The 12,927-nt window shown below is 62.1% G+C and carries 11 protein-coding genes; 5 read left to right on the forward strand and 6 right to left on the reverse strand.

Features of this window, described 5'->3' with window-relative positions; genetic code table 11:
- Positions 1-28: 28 nt before the first annotated feature.
- Together ACP0KA_RS14175 and ACP0KA_RS14180 are read right to left on the reverse strand one after the other, a co-directional pair.
- Positions 29-730, reverse strand: a complete 702-nt coding sequence (locus ACP0KA_RS14175) for an alpha/beta fold hydrolase (protein WP_424629395.1) — start codon at positions 728-730, stop codon at positions 29-31.
- A gap of 279 nt (positions 731-1,009) precedes the next feature.
- Entirely contained in the window at positions 1,010-1,819 is an 810-nt protein-coding gene (locus ACP0KA_RS14180) for an N-formylglutamate amidohydrolase (protein WP_424629396.1), read from the reverse strand.
- Positions 1,820-2,013: 194 nt separating this feature from the next.
- Between ACP0KA_RS14180 and ACP0KA_RS14185 the strand changes: the two genes are divergently transcribed.
- The gene (locus ACP0KA_RS14185) at positions 2,014-2,418 is read left to right on the forward strand and encodes a gamma-glutamylcyclotransferase family protein (protein WP_424629397.1); all 405 of its coding nucleotides are present in this window, start codon (positions 2,014-2,016) and stop codon (positions 2,416-2,418) included.
- Between the two features lie 28 nt (positions 2,419-2,446).
- Here ACP0KA_RS14185 and ACP0KA_RS14190 read toward each other — a convergent pair whose 3' ends face one another.
- A complete protein-coding gene (locus ACP0KA_RS14190; protein WP_424629398.1) occupies positions 2,447-3,652 on the reverse strand; it encodes an MFS transporter in 1,206 nt (401 codons plus the stop codon).
- 184 nt (positions 3,653-3,836) lie between these two features.
- Positions 3,837-4,457 (reverse strand): cysteine hydrolase family protein, encoded by a 621-nt coding sequence (locus ACP0KA_RS14195; protein ID WP_424629399.1) that lies wholly within the window; start codon positions 4,455-4,457, stop codon positions 3,837-3,839.
- 137 nt (positions 4,458-4,594) lie between these two features.
- Here ACP0KA_RS14195 and dnaG point away from each other — a divergent pair, with 137 nt between their 5' ends.
- Positions 4,595-6,595, forward strand: a complete 2,001-nt coding sequence (gene dnaG, locus ACP0KA_RS14200; RefSeq protein ID WP_424629400.1) for a DNA primase — start codon at positions 4,595-4,597, stop codon at positions 6,593-6,595.
- A gap of 240 nt (positions 6,596-6,835) precedes the next feature.
- Positions 6,836-8,980: an RNA polymerase sigma factor RpoD gene (gene rpoD, locus ACP0KA_RS14205; RefSeq protein WP_424629401.1), complete on the forward strand. Its 2,145-nt coding sequence runs from the start codon at positions 6,836-6,838 to the stop codon at positions 8,978-8,980.
- 70 nt (positions 8,981-9,050) lie between these two features.
- Here rpoD and ACP0KA_RS14210 read toward each other — a convergent pair whose 3' ends face one another.
- Together ACP0KA_RS14210 and ACP0KA_RS14215 are read right to left on the reverse strand one after the other, a co-directional pair.
- On the reverse strand, positions 9,051-10,310 hold the full coding sequence (locus ACP0KA_RS14210; RefSeq protein WP_424631604.1) for a c-type cytochrome: 1,260 nt from the start codon (positions 10,308-10,310) through the stop codon (positions 9,051-9,053).
- Positions 10,311-10,516: 206 nt separating this feature from the next.
- Positions 10,517-11,410 carry a substrate-binding domain-containing protein gene (locus tag ACP0KA_RS14215; protein WP_424629402.1) on the reverse strand — a complete coding sequence of 298 codons (894 nt, stop codon included), beginning with the start codon at positions 11,408-11,410 and terminating at the stop codon, positions 10,517-10,519.
- A gap of 86 nt (positions 11,411-11,496) precedes the next feature.
- On the opposite strand from ACP0KA_RS14215, the gene ACP0KA_RS14220 reads away from it, so the two are divergent.
- The gene (locus ACP0KA_RS14220) at positions 11,497-12,189 is read left to right on the forward strand and encodes an ABC transporter permease (RefSeq protein ID WP_424629403.1); all 693 of its coding nucleotides are present in this window, start codon (positions 11,497-11,499) and stop codon (positions 12,187-12,189) included.
- Positions 12,190-12,191: 2 nt separating this feature from the next.
- Positions 12,192-12,914, forward strand: coding sequence for an energy-coupling factor ABC transporter ATP-binding protein (locus tag ACP0KA_RS14225; protein ID WP_424631605.1), 723 nt, complete (start codon positions 12,192-12,194; stop codon positions 12,912-12,914).
- Positions 12,915-12,927 lie beyond the last annotated feature (13 nt).

Here is a 12,927-nt window from a genome sequence, read left to right on the forward strand (position 1 = left end):
GCTGCCGCCTGATGCCCGGGCATGGCGTTTACATCTTTAACCAGTCGAGCATCGCAGCCGTCGTGGCTTCGGGTTTCTCTAGCTGGACGAGATGACCGCAGTCCGGAATCACCACCAGCTTCGCGCCGGGAATGCCTGCGGCGAGTTCGGTGGAGAACACGTTCGGGACCATGTTGTCGGTATCGCTGGTCAGGATCAGCGTCGGACATTTGATCGACGGCAGGAGAGGGCGCGAATCCGAGCGGCTCATGATCGCCTCAAGCTGACCGATGAATGCATCGGGGCCGACGTCGTCCCCCATGTCGTGAACGATCGTTTGCAGGTCCGGGTCCTTCGATCGCGATGGGTGCACGAAGCTCGAAACCAGTCTGTCGAGGATGGCGCGATAGCCGCCGGCTCTGGTCTCCGCGATCCAGCCCTTGCGGCGCTCGGTGGCTTCCGGAGTTTCAGGGCTCGCGGACGTGCTGAGCAGCGCCAGCCGTTTCACGCGTGCCGGCGCCTGCCGCATGACTTCCAGACAGATGTAGCCGCCCATGGAGTGCCCGGCGATGGCAAACTCATCGGGGGCCTCATCAAGAATACGCTTGGCGATCCCTGCCATGGTGTTGTCGCGGATGTGGTTGGCAAGGATCACCGGACCGCGCTGCCACAGCGCCGGGATTTGAGGCGCATAGATCCGCGGCGAACAGGTGAGGCCGGGGACGAGAATGAGGGGAAGCGATTGGGGCATGAAATGGTCCTGTGCTGACGTCCGGCGACGTGCCGTTCTGGGCGGGACAATCGTCGGTCAGTCTAACCGGAACAAGGATTATATGGCGAGCCAGTCAGCCGCGCTGGCGTCAGGGCTGCCGGCTTTTGACGCGAACGCAGATGACCGCATTCGGGCCACGAACTCGGCGCCGGGGACTGCTCTCCGCCATCGCTAACAGGACCGAGCGATCGGTAGGGCCGACCGCTGTGCCTGTGATGGTCACTTCGTCAAGGAGACCTTGCGTGACATCTAGCGATCCTACGCGGGCATCATTTTTTTCGCATGGAGCGCCTCTTCGAGCTCGCGCAGAATGCGTGCAAGGCGTTCGGCCCATTCATGCTGTCCGGCCTGATCGGCGATCAGGTCTTGCCGGATTTCGATGCCAGTGTGCATCAGGCCGCGCTTCTCCCCATGCACGGGAATTGTGTAGTCGGTGGTGTCGCTCACCGCATAAGGCTCATTGTCGCCGACCACGAGGTCGCCTTCGGCGCGGAGCTTGTCCCGCAGCATGTGCGGCAGCCGCGCATCGTAATGATAGAGCGTGCCGATGTGCCAGGGGCGGGCGATCCCGGCATAAATCGGTGTAAAAGAGTGCAGCGACACTAAAATTGTGGGCAAGCCACACGCTTTGCGTGCATCGAGGGCTTGTGTGATGCGCGCATGGTAGGGCGCGAAGATCGACTGCTGCCGTGCCGTGATCTGGTCGCGGGTCAAGCCGCTGTTGCCGGGAATTTCGGTCGCTTCGCTGATCAGCGGCACCGAGCCCGAGCTCTTGAATGGACGGTTGCAATCGATCACGAGGCGCGAATATCGCTGCGCGATCAAATGCACACCCAATTCTTTGGCCAGCAGGTTGGCGACACCGGCAATCCCGATGTCCCAGGCGATGTGCCGCTCCAGTTGACTTTCCGGCACGCCGAGATCGCCCAGTGCACGGGGAATTAACCGTCCGTAGTGATCGCATGTGAAGAAGAAGGGCGATTGACTGCCGGCGTTTTCCTCAAGCACCGGAGACACTTCATCGGGCTCGAGGAGGGCAGATATATCGGTGATGTTTTGCTGGAGCATGGGTGGCTGACTGGCACTACGCAATTTGGGGTTGATCGATTCACACATCGGTCCAGTGTATGAGCTGGCACCACGATGCCTTCGCAGGTGATTCACCACAAGGCAGAGTATCGCTGCGCTCCCCTTTTGAGCACGGCAGATATAGATCCTCGAGTCGTCGTGATGTGAGAACGACAGTCCATACAGGGCCACGGATGTTGGAGCGCTTGTTTGTCTACGGCACGCTGAAGCGTGAATCGTCTCTCCCGCTTGCACAGGAATTGAACCGGAGCGCCACGTTTGAAGGTGAGGCCCGTTTCAATGGAAGGCTCTATCTGGTTTCGCATTATCCTGCCGCTATACCGTCCGACAGGCCCGAGGAGTGGGTTCATGGCGAGCTGTTCGTAGTTCGTGATCCCGGTTTTCTTGTGACGCTGGATCGCTATGAGGAGTGTGCTCAGGAGGATGTTCAGCCGACGGAGTTTCGGCGGTCGGCACAGACCGTCGTGAACAGCCGCGGCGAAAGCGTCCAAGCTTGGATGTACACCTACAACCGTCCGGTCACCGATCTTCGGCGTATCGCCTCCGGTGAATTCAGTTCGGGCCCTGATATCGGATAGCTCTGGCTGCTGACCCATCCGCTTCATCTCAACCAGCGCAGGGTTTGCTGCGGAATTCCGTGGCGAACAGTGCAAATGCCAGTCCCGCAAATCCAAGTCCGATGGCACTGAAGGCCGCACCGCCGCCGCGCGTGACCGCAAAGCCGCTCAGTGCCGATCCGACAGCACCGCCGAGAAAGAAGATGGCGAGATAAAGCGCATTCAGCCGGCTGCGGATGTCGGCCGGCAGGGCGTAGATGGCCTTTTGGCCGATAACGAGGTTGGCCTGGGTGCCGGCATCGAGCGTAATTCCGGCGATGATAAACAACACCAGCGATCCCGAACTGCCGAGCCATGTCAGAACGAAGGTGATGGCGAGCAGGCCGATGGAGACGCCGGTCACGGCTTGACCGTGCCCCTTGTCCGCCAGGCGTCCGGCCAGCGGCGCGACAAACGCACCGATCACGCCGCTCAGCATCACCGCGGACAATGCGACGTGACCCAGTGAAAACGGTGGGGCTTCCAGCAGCAAGGGCACCGCGGTCCAGAACATCGTGAAGGCGCCGAAGAAGAATGCCTGATACACGGCGCGCCGCTGCAGGACCGGCGTGGTCAGCAGCAAATGCCACAGCGATGCGATCAGGGCACCGTAGGATAGGTTGTGTTTCGGATTTCGCCGCGGCAGCGCGAGCGCCATGATCAGGAGCGCGGCACACATCACGACGCCGGAGAGGCCATACATCACGCGCCAGCCGAATTGTCCCCCAAACAATGTCGAGAGCGGCCGCGCCAACAGGATGCCCAACAGCAGGCCGCTCACAACGGTGCCGACAACCTGTCCGCGCCGGTGCTCGGGCGTGAGATGGGCGGCGATCGGCACAATCATCTGCGTGGCTGTCGCGGTCAGGCCGAGCAGCAGCGAGGCCGCGATGAAAACCCAAACGTTGACGGCGGTGGCCGCCGCGATCAGGCTGACGATCACACCTGCCAGCGTAATCAGAATCAACCGTTTGTTCTCGATCAGATCGCCGAGCGGCACGATGAAGAACAGTCCAGCGACGTAGCCGAGCTGCAGGATCGTGACGATCAATCCGGCGGCCGAAACGCCGACACCAAAGGAATTGCCGATCTGCCCGATCAGCGGCTGGGCGTAATAAAGATTGGCCACGGTCGCACCGCCCGCCATGGCGAGGGACAAAATAAGCCAGGGGCGAGGTCCTCCGGTGGAGGAGCCCGTTTGCGAAGAAGACGACATCTGAATCTCTGGGGAGGCGGTGCCGTAACGGCCGCCAAGGGAGCCGCCTCTATAACCGATGCGCTGCGATGGAATAATGACGATCTGGTGAGCGTCGTTGCATCGGAGCGGCAGTCGCGGCAGCCACGCGTAGGTGGTGGTTCAAGTGCGCATGGCTGCCGACAATTTTAGGCGATTTGTAAAATCAGGCGGCCTTGGCTGCAGCAGCGATCGCGGCGGTATCTTTCACCACGATGGCGAAACGATCGGACAGTTCGGTGAGCGCGACGCGATGGACGACACTCGCTGGAATTGTACCGCCGAGTGGATCAGGCAGATCGCGCGTTGCGGTGGCATTGGCGACCACAGTGGTGCGATATTTTAGATCCAGTGCAGCACGCGCCGTCGCGCTGACGCACATGTGGGTCATGAAGCCCGCGAGGATCAACTCGGTGCGCCCGGTGCTCTTCACCAGGGCATCGAGATCCGTGCCCGCGAATGCATTGGGCAAATTCTTGCGCACGACGACTTCCTCAGCCGCGGGGGTTAGCTCGCGCACGATCGCAGCGTAGGGTCCAGTCTCGTCGAACAGCGGGCGGCCAGCCGGCGCATGCTGCACAATGTGAAACACCGGCACGCCGCTGTTCCGCGCCAGTGTCAGCAGCTTCTGCGCTTCGAGGACCGCGTTGTCGACGCCGTCGAGCGGCAGGTTGCCCTTGGTGTATTCCAATTGTGCATCGATGATCACAAGCGCGGACTTGTCGAGCGCGCTCGGATGCAGCGGTGCGCCGGCGATCTGGAGCAGCGTTTTCGGAGCTGAAGTCATTTTGTTGCTTTCGTTGAATAAATTGCGAATAGCGCCGGACAATAGGGCCTGTGAGAAGCGGGGACAATCCGGTCCGCCTTGGGCCAATCGCCGCGTGGACCTATATTCATGATCGGTTACAGAGGCTGTCCGATTCCATGCGCTTTACGCCTGAATTTCTCGATGAACTGCGTGCCCGGCTTCCGGTTTCGGAAGTGGTGGGCCGGCGCGTGAAATTGAAGCGAGCAGGCAAGGAATGGAAGGGCCTCTCGCCATTCCATCAGGAGAAGACGCCCTCCTTCACGGTCAATGACCAGAAGGGATTTTATCACGACTTCTCCAGCGGCCGGCATGGCGACATCATCCGCTTCGTGATGGAGACCGAGGGCGTCACGTTCCCGGAAGCCGTCGAGCGGCTTGCGTCGATGGCCGGCATGGCATTGCCTACGGTGACGCCGGATGCTGCGCGCCACGAGCAGCGCCGCAAGACGCTGTACGACGTGATGGATCTGGCGGCGAAGTTCTTTGCGGAGACGCTGGCTTCGCGCAACGGCGCGAAGGCGCGCGGCTATCTCGGCGATCGTGCGATCCAACCAGCAACGCAATTGCAGTTTCGCATGGGCTATGCGCCGGACGAGAAGTTCGCGTTGAAGGAGCATCTCGGCGGTCTCGGCATTCCGGCGGCGGACATGGTCGAAGCAGGATTGCTGATCGGCGGCGATGACGTGCCGGTGCCGTTCGATCGCTTCCGCGATCGTGTGATGTTTCCCATCACCGACGCCCGTGGACGGATCATCGCCTTCGGCGGGCGGGCACTTAAAAAGGATATGCCGGCGAAGTACCTGAACTCGCCGGAAACGCCGCTGTTTCACAAGGGCGACAATCTCTACAATCTCTTCACCGCAAGGCAGGCCGCGCACGACGGCGCGCCGCTGATCGTGGTGGAAGGCTATGTCGACGTCATCGCCATGGTCAGCGTCGGCTTCGGCGCAACGGTGGCGCCGCTCGGCACCGCGCTCACCGAGAACCAGCTCGCACTCTTATGGAAGATGGCGGACGAGCCGATCCTGTGTTTCGACGGCGACGGGGCCGGCCAGCGCGCCGCCTATCGCGCCGCCGATCTGGCGCTGCCGCATCTGAAGCCCGGCAAGAGCTTGCGTTTCGCGCTGCTGCCTGAAGGGCAGGATCCGGACGATCTGGCGCGCTCCGGCGGACGGGGCGCGATCGAAGAGGTGATCAGTCTGGCAAAGCCGCTCGCGGACGTGGTGTGGTCGCGCGAGATCGAAGGCGGCAGCTACGCCACGCCGGAACGACGGGCAGCGCTGGAAGCCCGCATCAATGAACTCAGCAACGGCATCCGCGACGAGGTCGTGCGGCGCTATTATCGGCAGGATTTCCAGCAGCGGCTGCAGCGCGCGTTTGCCCCGGAATCCGGAGGCGGCCAGCGCGGCGGTTTTCGCGGTTCCTACCCGTCGAGAGGCGAATCAGCCCCGCGTTTTGCCTCCCGGGCGCCGTTTTCCACAGGGGGCGGCGGCCGGCCCGGCGGACTATCCACAGGCGGGCGCGCCGTGGGACGCGGCCCTTACCAGGCCGCCAGTCCCCAACTGGCGACGAGTTCCATCATGCGCGGCCAGCGCACGGCGATCTCCCGGCGCGAGGCGCTGATCCTGCAATCGCTGCTCAATCATCCCTGGCTGCTGCACGATCATCTGGAGGAAGTGGCCGCCCTGGAACTGGCTCACCCGGAGGCGCACAAGCTGCGCGCGGGAATTATCGCGGCCTTCTCAAATTATTCGCATACGGACGATCCGGCTGCGGAGCGGGACCGGTTGCAGGCCAGTCTTGAAAAATCCGGATATTCCGAGCAAATTCAAAAGGTTGAGCGAGCCATCACCACCAAGAACGTCTGGGGCGCTCAAGCCGGCGCCGCAGTGGAAGACGTTCTTCCCACGTGGCATCAACTGGTTGCCTTGCATCGGCAATGGCACTCCTTACTTAGGGAGCTCAAGGATGCCGAACTGGCTCTTGGGCAAGACAGCAGCGAAGCAAATTATGGCTGGCTGCGCGATGTGAAAGCCCGGCTCGCCGAAGTGGACGGCCTTGAAGCGTTGATCGAGGGATTTGGCGAATCTTCAGGACGGTTCCAGCGCAGCGTGTAACGAGATATGATGCGAGGCTCTCGCCAAGGCCTTAAAAAGACTCGCCAAACCGGTTTTTTAGCCGCAAAAACAGGGTTAATCAGGGCTTAACGGCCTTTGGGTTAAAAGCTGGGACACAAGTCAAATCCGGCCGGGTGGTGCCCTCACAAGCGCCGCCCTTTCCGCACGATGCGGACCAACAATTCTACGTCTACGCGGGCGTCCACGCCCACGTCGTAAGCGCGTTTCAGGAGCTAGTGAATGGCCACCAAGGCAAAGACGGCAGTGATCAAGGATACCACGAAAGATCCGAAAGCCGCCGATACGCCGGAGAAGGATTCCGCGGACGCTCCGTCGCCGTTGCTCGATCTCTCCGACGCCGCCGTCAAGAAGATGATCAAGCAGGCCAAGAAGCGCGGCTTCGTGACCTTCGATCAGCTCAATGAAGTGCTGCCATCCGATCAGACCTCGCCCGAGCAGATCGAGGACATCATGGCGATGCTCTCCGACATGGGCATCAACGTATCCGAGTCCGACGACGACGCCGACGACGAAGACAGCAAGGACGATGCCGACGACGAGACGGATAACGAGCTCGTCGAGGTCACGTCGAAGGCCGTCACTGAAACCAAGAAGTCCGAGCCTGGTGAGCGCACCGACGATCCCGTGCGCATGTATCTGCGCGAGATGGGCACTGTCGAGCTGCTGTCGCGCGAGGGCGAAATCGCCATCGCCAAGCGCATCGAGGCTGGCCGTGAGGCCATGATCTCGGGCCTGTGCGAAAGCCCGCTCACCTTCCAGGCCATCATCATCTGGCGCGATGAACTGAACGAAGGAAAGATCTTCCTCCGCGACATCATCGATCTCGAAGCGACCTACGCCGGTCCCGAGGGCAAGAACGGCGCGGGAATGATTGCCGGCCCTGCCGGTGCCGACGGCCAGCAGACCGCCGCTGTCGTCAACGGTGACGGCTCTGTCGAAGTGCTGGCGACGCAGACCGCGCCTGCGCATATCGCGCCGCCGGCAGCGCCTCCGTCGCCGACGCCGTTCCGTGCCGCGCCGCCTGCTGGCGAGCCGAAGGATCCGGGCGAAGCCGCCGCCGAAGCGGACATGGACGAGGACGACGAGTTCGAGAACCAGATGTCGCTCGCGGCGATCGAAGCCGAACTGAAGCCGAAGGTCGTCGAGACCTTCGACAAGATCGCTGACTCGTACAAGAAGCTGCGCCGCCTGCAGGAGCAGGATATTCAGAACCAGCTGCAGAGCGAGTCGCTGTCGCCCTCGCAGGAGCGCAAGTACAAGAAGCTGAAGGACGAGATCATCGTCGAGGTGAAGTCGCTGCGTCTCAACCAGGCGCGTATCGATTCACTCGTCGAGCAGCTCTACGACATCAACAAGCGACTCGTGTCCTACGAAAGCCGTCTGTTCCGCCTCGGCGACAGCCACGGCGTCGGCCGCGAAGATTTCCTGCGCAACTACCAGGGCTCGGAGCTTGATCCGCGCTGGCTCAATCGTGTTTCGAAGCTGGCCGCCAAGGGTTGGAAGAACTTCGTTGCGGTCGAGAAGGACCGCATCAAGGAGCTGCGCCACGAAATCCAGCAGCTTGCCGCGTTGACCGGCCTCGAGATTGGCGAATTCCGCAAGATCGTGCTCGGCGTGCAGAAGGGCGAGCGCGAAGCCCGTCAGGCGAAGAAGGAAATGGTCGAGGCCAACCTGCGCCTCGTGATCTCCATCGCCAAGAAGTACACCAACCGCGGCCTGCAGTTCCTCGACCTCATTCAGGAAGGCAACATCGGCCTGATGAAAGCGGTCGATAAGTTCGAATATCGCCGCGGCTACAAGTTCTCGACCTACGCGACGTGGTGGATTCGTCAGGCGATCACCCGTTCGATCGCCGACCAGGCGCGCACCATCCGTATTCCGGTGCACATGATCGAGACGATCAACAAGATCGTCCGCACCTCGCGCCAGATGCTGAACGAGATCGGCCGCGAACCGACGCCGGAAGAACTCGCCGAAAAGCTCGGCATGCCGCTGGAGAAGGTGCGCAAGGTTCTCAAGATCGCCAAGGAGCCGCTGTCGCTGGAAACCCCGGTGGGCGACGAGGAAGATTCGCACCTCGGCGATTTCATCGAGGACAAGAATGCGATCCTGCCGATCGACGCGGCGATCCAGTCGAACCTGCGCGAAACCACCACGCGCGTGCTCGCCTCGCTCACCCCGCGCGAAGAGCGCGTGCTGCGCATGCGCTTCGGCATCGGCATGAACACCGACCACACGCTGGAAGAAGTCGGCCAGCAGTTCTCGGTGACCCGCGAACGTATTCGCCAGATCGAGGCGAAGGCGCTGCGCAAGCTCAAGCATCCGTCACGCAGCCGCAAGCTGCGCAGCTTCCTGGATAACTGAGTTACAACTCATCATCGAAACAGAAACGGCGGGTCAAAAGCCCGCCGTTTTTGTTTGGGCTTACGAGCCTTCACCGCCTTGTCGCGCGTTCGAGAAACTGCACCAGCGCCTTACGGTCGTCATCCGAGCCGATGATCTGCTCGGGCATTTTTGTGCCGGGCGTATAGGCCGCGGGGCCGACCTCGAAAAGCTTCGACACTGTTTCCGGCGTCCAGACGATGTCGAGCTTCTTCAGCGGTTCGGAGAAATTGTAGCCGGGCAAGGTCGCGATCCGTCGCCCGAAAATTCCTGACAGCGTCGGGCCGGCCTTGTTGCCTTGATCTGGCGAAAGCGTGTGACAGGCGACACATGCACGAAAGACGTCCGCGCCACGGTCGCCCGCGTAAGTGGCAAGGGTGTCGTTCGGACTTTCCTGAAGGGTCCCTCCGAGAGGCTCGCCTGTGAGGGCATTCCAGCGCCGGATCATGGTGTCGGCACCGCCGGTCAGCAGCGTGCTGTTGTCCGGCATGAACGCCACTGACCACACCGGAAGTCCTGGGCCGACCAGCCTGCGGGCAAGCTTGCGCGACTTGCGATCAATGATGGCGACCGACCCGCGAATATCCGCTGCTGCGAGCAGCGCGCCGTCCTTCGATGTCGCCATGGCAATCACCGGGTTCGGTGCAGCAACCACCTCGCTATCGAGCTTCCCTGTGCGGTCAAGGACATAGACTTTTCCGTTCGCGCCGGCAGCAGCGATTTCGCCATCATCTGTCATGACAACGGAATTGAGCGGCGCGGGCAGGGTGATGATGGTCGGCGAAGCCGGAGTATCGAGAGGCCAGATGCGAAGCGTCAGGTCATAGCTGACACTGACGAGGGTCTTTCCGTCAGCGCTGAATGCCACGCCGTTGACGTTTTGTGTGTGACCTTCGAGCACGCGCGCTGCGCCACCGGCCAGCGGCCAGAGGCGCACGGTGTGATCCCATGCTGCCGAGGCGAGAGTCGATCCGTCCGGCGATAGTGCAAGGGCAACGATCGGCGCCGTGTGCCCTTCGAGCACTGTGTCGGGCTGTTGCCGGCCGGGAGTCCAAATCGCGATGCGGCCGTCGGCGCCTGCCGTCACGGCGCGGCCGTCCTTGAGCAGGGCGGTTGCGTTGACGGCGTCGGCGTGAAACCGCAGGACTTGTTCGGCAATGTCGCGGCTGAGTGACCAGCCGATCGCGCTGCCGTCGAAACTTCCCGAGAGCAGCGTCTGCCCGTCGGACGAAATCGACAGTGCCCGCACCGGCCCGCCGTGGCCGCGCAGCTGCGCGACGGCAGGTGCCGCGTTGAGCGCACCAATGAGCATGCCGATCACGAGCGGCAAACCCAGCGGGCTTCTGTTGGTGCAGTGAATGCCTCGCACTGAGGGTTCCCTCGACGATTCATCAATCCGCGTCTGACCGTATCGAAACATGAAAAACATGTTGGATAAACGGCGACGGAAGTTATCGCTCGACGCGCATTGACGCAGGAGAGCCTGCCTGTTTGCCTGATGGTAACGGCGGAATGCGGTCAGGCGAAGTAACGGATCTTGCCGGCCGGTGAGGTGTCGTAGCCCGTGAGATCTTTCGCGCGTTGCTGGAAGAGGGGCTGCGACATGAAACTTATCAGCGCTTGCAGCGCCGGCTTGAAGTATGAGCGTTGCCGCATCACGAGATCGAAGTTTTCCCAGAGCAACGGGAGAAAATCGAGATCGGCGGCCTTGGCGGCCGCCCGCGTCGCGATACCGCAATCGGCCCGTCCGGCACGAATCGCTGTGGCGAGATCAGGTCCAGTCAGGCACGGCGGCTCGAGGCGGCGCAGATCCTTCGGCTTGGCGCCTTGTTGTTTCAGCAGCTTGTTGAGCAGCATTTGGGCGCCGGCACCTGGCTGCCTGACGGCCATCGCGGCTCCTGATGTCAGAACATCAGCGATCCCCGTTAGATTCTTCGGATTTCCCCGCCGGACCAACAGTCCCTGTTCGCGCCGCACGAATCCGACCAACACGGCATCGTGCAGGCCGGCCATGGCGCGCACCGCAGCGATATTGGCGTCACCGTCAGGACTTCGCGCGTCGTCTTCGGCATGGAAATGGATCGCAGCCGCGATCGCCTCGGCGCGGAGCACGCGACCGACGCCGCTCTCGGTGCCTTCAACAAGCGTGGCAAGGCCGGAGCCGGACTCGCGCAGGCTCCACTCGAGCAGCGCATCCTGGCTTCCACCAAGGATCAACGGTGCCTCCGCATGGGTCATGCCCGCGGGGCGCATCAATCCTGACAGCACCCATCGATCGAGCTCTTCACGCGGGAAAAGCCACTTGCCCGTGACCTTGGTGCAGGGGATCGCGCCCTCGGCTACCAGCTCGTAGAGCTTGCGCTCGCCCAGCCGCAGGTACTCCGATGCTTCGCTGGTGGTCAGTAGGTTCATGCTGCATTTGTATGCATATTCTTGTTTCTTTTCAATTCATTGACATAGCCGAAAAATATGCAGGACAAAGCATGTGGAGGAAAACCATGCTGGATGGGGCAAGTGCCTGGCAACTGATCATGAGCGGCGATGCGACGTTGTTCGCCATCGTGCGATTGTCGCTGGCCATCAGCCTGTCCGCGGTCGCGCTGGCGGCGGTGATCGGCTTGCCGCTCGGTGCGTTGCTGGCACTGATGCGCTTCCCCGGGCGGAACGCGATCGTGGTGCTCGTCAACGCTTTCATGGGGCTGCCGCCCGTTGTGGTCGGGCTTGCGGTCTACCTCCTGCTGTCGCGCTCCGGGCCGCTTGGCGAATTTGGCATCCTGTTCACGCCGGGCGCGATGGTGATCGCACAGGCGGTCTTGATCGTGCCGATCATCGCAGCGCTGACGCGCCAAACAATCGAGGATCTGTGGACCGAATATCGCGACGAATTGTCGGCGATGGATGTCGGGCCGTTCGGCCGCATCACGACGCTGCTGTGGGACGCGCGCTTTAGTCTGCTGACCGCACTGCTTGCCGGGTTTGGGCGAGCGGCGGCGGAAGTTGGCGCGGTCATGATTGTCGGCGGCAATATCGACGGCTTCACCCGCACCATGACGACGGCGATTGCGCTGGAAACGTCAAAAGGAAATCTGCCGCTCGCGCTCGGCCTCGGCCTGATCCTTGTGACAATCGTGCTTGCGATCAACGCGGCGGCATGGGGCGCACGCGTCTGGTCCGAACGGCAAGCGGGATGACGATGCGGGCGCCGGAAACCGATCTTCCCATTGTCTTCGATCGTGTCTCAGTGCGCGCCGGGTCGACGACCATCCTCGACCGTCTCTCGCTGACTTTGACATCCGGTGCTCCGACGCTTGTCGTCGGCCCGAACGGCGCGGGCAAAAGCACGTTGTTGCGCCTATGCATGGGGCTGATCGCGCCGACCGAGGGCCGCATCACCTGGGGCGGCCGCACCGACGTCAAGCCCACCCGCCGCGCATTCGTCTTCCAGCGGCCGGTGATGCTGCGCCGGACGACTGCCGCCAACATCGCCTATGGGCTGACCCACGCAAATTATCCACGCGAAAAACTGGCGACGCGTACGGCTGAACTGCTCGAACTTGTGGGCCTGTCAGGTCTGGCTCTGCGTCCTGCTCGTCGGCTGTCCGGCGGCGAACAGCAACGACTGGCGCTGGCGCGCGCTTTGGCGCGCGATCCCGAATTGCTTCTGCTCGATGAGCCGACTGCCAGTCTCGATCCCGCGGCGACGCGGAGTGTCGAGGAGATTGTTCGCAGCGCCGCGCAATCCGGCATCAAGATCGTGATGGCATCGCACGACCTTGGCCAGGTGCGGCGGCTTGCCGGCGACGTCGTGTTCATGGTGCGCGGCACGGTGCGCGAACAGACGTCCGCTGACAATTTTCTGAAGAACCCGTCGACGCCGGAGGCCGCAGCCTTCGTGCGCGGCGATCTCGTTGTTTGAACTGAGAGGAAAT

Origin of the sequence: Bradyrhizobium sp. SYSU BS000235 (assembly GCF_049747295.1) — a bacterium.
Lineage (GTDB): Bacteria > Pseudomonadota > Alphaproteobacteria > Rhizobiales > Xanthobacteraceae > Afipia.